Origin of the sequence: Sphingomonas sp., from assembly GCF_048594985.1 — a bacterium.
In the GTDB taxonomy this organism is placed as follows: domain Bacteria; phylum Pseudomonadota; class Alphaproteobacteria; order Sphingomonadales; family Sphingomonadaceae; genus Sphingomonas_I.
On record NZ_JBMDXG010000057.1, the window covers coordinates 1 to 4,088 of the forward strand.

4 protein-coding genes are annotated in these 4,088 nt (G+C 66.7%); 2 read left to right on the top strand and 2 right to left on the bottom strand.

All coding sequences use genetic code 11. The features are described 5' to 3' along the window. The first annotated feature begins 38 nt into the window (after positions 1-38). Complete coding sequence (gene metK / locus ACOJSF_RS02105; RefSeq protein ID WP_420140583.1) at positions 39-1,250, top strand: methionine adenosyltransferase; 1,212 nt, start codon at positions 39-41, stop codon at positions 1,248-1,250. A gap of 46 nt (positions 1,251-1,296) precedes the next feature. On the opposite strand, the gene ACOJSF_RS02110 is transcribed toward metK, so the two are convergent. Then, complete coding sequence (locus ACOJSF_RS02110) at positions 1,297-2,211, bottom strand: LOG family protein (protein ID WP_420140584.1); 915 nt, start codon at positions 2,209-2,211, stop codon at positions 1,297-1,299. A gap of 10 nt (positions 2,212-2,221) precedes the next feature. Beyond that, complete coding sequence (locus tag ACOJSF_RS02115; RefSeq protein WP_420140585.1) at positions 2,222-2,863, bottom strand: extensin family protein; 642 nt, start codon at positions 2,861-2,863, stop codon at positions 2,222-2,224. 106 nt (positions 2,864-2,969) lie between these two features. Here ACOJSF_RS02115 and ACOJSF_RS02120 point away from each other — a divergent pair, with 106 nt between their 5' ends. After that, positions 2,970-3,860 carry an alpha/beta hydrolase gene (locus ACOJSF_RS02120; protein ID WP_420140586.1) on the top strand — a complete coding sequence of 297 codons (891 nt, stop codon included), beginning with the start codon at positions 2,970-2,972 and terminating at the stop codon, positions 3,858-3,860. The last annotated feature ends 228 nt before the right edge of the window (positions 3,861-4,088 follow it).

Consider the following 4,088-nt stretch of genomic DNA (forward strand, 5'->3'; position numbering starts at 1 on the left):
TATATCCGAATACGTCCCCTCACAGCTGAAGGCCAGCGATGCGCAGCAACTATCTCTTCACGTCCGAATCGGTTTCGGAAGGTCATCCCGACAAGGTCGCCGACCAGATTTCCGACGCCATCGTCGATCTGTTCCTGTCGAAGGATCCGGAGGCGCGCATCGCCTGCGAAACGCTCACCACCACCCAGCTCGTCGTGCTGGCGGGTGAGATTCGCGGCAAGGGCATCATGGACACCGAAGGCAACTGGGCCCCGGGCATGGAGGCCGAGATCGAAAAGACCGTGCGCGAGACGGTGAAGCGGATCGGGTATGAGCAGGCGGGCTTCCACTGGGAAAGCTTCCGCTTCGAAAACAACCTGCACGCCCAGTCGGCGCACATCGCGCAGGGCGTCGATGCGTCCGGCAACAAGGACGAGGGCGCGGGCGACCAGGGCATCATGTTCGGCTTCGCCTGCGACGAGACGCCGGGGCTGATGCCCGCGACGCTATATTACAGCCACAAGATCCTCGAGCGGATGGCGGCCGACCGCCATTCGGGCGCGGCGCCGTTCCTGGAGCCCGATGCCAAGAGCCAGGTCACGCTGAAGTTCGAAGGCGGCAAGCCGGTCGCCGCGACCGCGATCGTGGTGTCGACCCAGCATGCCAAGGGCTATGACGAAGGCGACAAGGAAGCCGAGCTACACGCCTACGTGAAGCAGGTCGTCGCCGACATCCTGCCGGCGGAGCTGCTGTCCGACGCGACCGAATATCACATCAACCCGACCGGATCGTTCGAGATCGGCGGCCCCGACGGCGACGCCGGCCTGACCGGGCGCAAGATCATCGTCGACACCTATGGCGGCGCGTCCCCGCACGGCGGCGGCGCGTTCAGCGGCAAGGATCCGACCAAGGTCGATCGGTCGGCGGCGTACATCACCCGCTACCTCGCCAAGAACATCGTTGCCGCCGGCCTTGCCAAGCGGGTGACGATCCAGCTCGCTTACGCGATCGGCGTGTCGAAGCCACTGTCGCTCTATGTCGACACGCACGGCACCGGCACGGTCGACGATGCGGCGCTGGAAGCGGCGATCGGCAAGATCGAGAAGCTGGGCGGGCTGACGCCACGCGGCATCCGCACGCACCTGAAGCTCAACAAGCCGATCTATCAGAAGACCGCCGCCTACGGCCATTTCGGCCGCGATGCCGAGGGCGATTTCTTCCCATGGGAGCGCACCGACCTGGTCGACGACCTCAAGGCGGCGCTGCGCTAAAAAGCCTGTCCCCCTCCCGGCGCTTGGCACCGGGAGGGGGTTCAGATCACTTCTCGCCGCGACCCCGGCGGAACAGCGGGTCCTTGTTGACGCGGTAGAAGTTCTGGACGCACGCCCAGCCTTCCTCCGCCGTCTCGCAATAATGGAACAGGTCGAGGTCCTGCGGGGCGATCACGCCCTCGTCGACCAGAGCCTCGAAATCGATCACGCGCGTCCAGAAGTCCTTGCCGTACAGCAGGATCGGCACGACCGCGGTCTTGCCGGTCTGGATCAACGTCAGCAGCTCGAAAAATTCGTCGAACGTCCCGAAGCCGCCCGGAAACACCGCGACCGCGCGCGCGCGGATCAGGAAGTGCATCTTCCTGAGCGCGAAATAGTGGAAGTTGAAGCTGAGGTGCGGGGTGACGTAAGGGTTCGGCGCCTGTTCGAACGGCAGGACGATGTTGAGGCCGATCGTCTCCGCGCCGACATCGCGCGCGCCGCGATTGGCGGCTTCCATGATCGACGGCCCGCCGCCCGAGCAGACCACGAACTGGCGCTTGCCGTCGGCATGGACCGGGCTGGCGCTCGCCAGCTTGGCGAGATCGCGCGCCACGTCGTAATAATGCGACTTGGCCTTGAGCCGCTCGGCGATGCGGCGCTGCGTATCGGTCTTGGCCGCGTCGACCAGCATGTCGGCGCGCTCGGGCGATGGAATGCGCGCCGACCCGTAGAAGACGAAGGTCGACCCGATGCCCGCTTCCTCCAGATACAGTTCGGGCTTCATCAGCTCGAGCTGGAAGCGGACGGGGCGGAGATCCTCGCGCAGCAGGAAATCCTTGTCCTGGAAAGCGAGGCGGTAGGCGGGATCGGCGGTCTGGGGCAGCGGCGCGCAGGCGTCCACGCTCTCCGCATCCTCCTTCGCCTTGGGGAAGATGCGCGGCGGGATCTTGGCGTCGTCGATGTCGTTGGCTTGGCTCATGCCGCGCGAATTAGCGGCAATAGCGGCTGCTGCCCATGTCGAAATGGAAATGGTCGCGGTGAAGCGCATTGGCATCGGGACCGAGCACGACGTCGAACCGGCGGCAGGCCTGTGCGTGCAAATCGCGCAGGAAGGCGCGGACATTGGCGTCCGGGCCGCTCCACCCGGCCAGCACGGTGATGCGCCGCCCGTCGGCAAGCTGGAAGCCGCCAATGTCGACCGCGTTGGCGCGGCCATGTTCGGACAGGCGGTTGCCTGCCTGATTGTTGACGGGACGGCAGGCGAAGGTCCCGAAGCTGTCGATCCGCGTCACGGTGGTGCCGAGCCGCGCCTGCGCCGCCTGCTGCACCACCTCGCGCGTCCAGCGGATGAAAGGGCGGGCGAGACCGCATTTGAGCGCGCCGAGATTGGTGACGGGGATGCCGATCGCGACCAGCTTGACCGCGCTCGTCGCCGAGCAGCCGTTGGGCCACGTCCGGTCGGGCAGCGCCTGGACCCGCGCACCCATCTGGCCGAGCTCGGCAAGGCATTGACGGTAGGCGACCGGATCGTCCTCGCGCCGGGGCTCCGGGCCGCGCCCGCCCGATCGCGGCGCGGGGATGCAGCCCGCAAGGAGGAGGAGCAGGGCGAGCGGGCGGAGGCGGGACATCATGCCTGCCTAGGCGTAAATGGCGCTTGACAAAACAGAACAAAAAGGGTACAAGGTTGACCTGCGCGAAGTTCCGCGTCTTGCTTGGGCGATGGTGAGGAGAGGGGCAATGCGCCTGATGCAGAGGATCGCCGCGATGCTGCTGTTCGTCGCGAGCGGAACCGCCGTCGCGCAGGAACGGATCGCCCTGTGGCCGAACGGGGTGCCGGGGTTCGAATCGCGACGCGCCATCGCCGAACAGGATACGGGCTTCTGGACGCGCAACGTCAACGATCCGAGCATCACCGCCTATCTGCCCGATCCGGCCAAGGCGACGGGCACCGCCATCCTCGTCGTGCCGGGCGGCGGACATGCCATGCTGGTGACCGCGAACGAGGGATCGAACGTCGCCCAGTGGCTGGCCGCGCGCGGCGTGGCGGCGTTCGTGCTGCGCTACCGGCTCTATCGGGCGGAGGGGTCGCCCTACGCGCTGGAGGATGCCCGCGCGGACACGGAGCGGGCGATGCGTCTGTTGCGCGCCCGCGCCGACCGGTACGGGTTTCGGCGGATCGGGATCATGGGCTTTTCGGCCGGCGGCGAACTGGCGCGGATGACCAGCCTGAGCGATCCGGTGCCCGCGCGCGGCAAGGGCGACGCGATCGACCGGCTGCATGCCCGGCCGGATTTCGCCCTGCTGCTCTATCCGGGGCCGGGACATGCCGACGAGCGGGTGAGCAAGGACGCGCCGCCGATCTTACTATCGGCGGCGCATGACGCTCCGTGCTGCTCGGCGCCGGTGCTCGACCTGATGCAGGCCTATCGCGCGGCGGGGGCGTCGGCGGAGCTGCACCTCTACCGCGCGGGCGGGCATGGCTACCAGCTGGGCGGGCGCACCGACCTCGCCGCGCTTCAGCATTCCCCGCAGGCGATCGAGGACTGGCTGGGCGACATGGGCTATCTGGGGCATCCCGCGCCGTCGGTCACGCCGCATCCGGGGCCGAAGGCGCCGCCGTGGTGGTGAAACTATGCTTTTTGACGGGGCCTCTTGCAGCATTTATCGCTGCCACCTTTGCCATCAATTCAGCTTTTATCGTGCCATATCGATTCTCTAAGAGCCCGTTTCGAAACGTATGTGGCGGTCAGCGCCAGGTCGCTCGGCCCTTGCCGTAGGCGGGGAACCGAGCTTCGAACTCGTCCATGAACTTGAGGCGTACTAGGTTCAGCTCGCCGATCAGATCGGCAGGGAAAT

Coding starts and splice junctions, on each gene's coding strand:
- metK (WP_420140583.1), top strand. CDS start 39: ATGCGCAGCAACTATCTCTTCACGTCCGAATCGGTTTCGGAAGGTCAT.
- ACOJSF_RS02110 (WP_420140584.1), bottom strand. CDS start 2,211: ATGAGCCAAGCCAACGACATCGACGACGCCAAGATCCCGCCGCGCATC.
- ACOJSF_RS02115 (WP_420140585.1), bottom strand. CDS start 2,863: ATGATGTCCCGCCTCCGCCCGCTCGCCCTGCTCCTCCTCCTTGCGGGC.
- ACOJSF_RS02120 (WP_420140586.1), top strand. CDS start 2,970: ATGCGCCTGATGCAGAGGATCGCCGCGATGCTGCTGTTCGTCGCGAGC.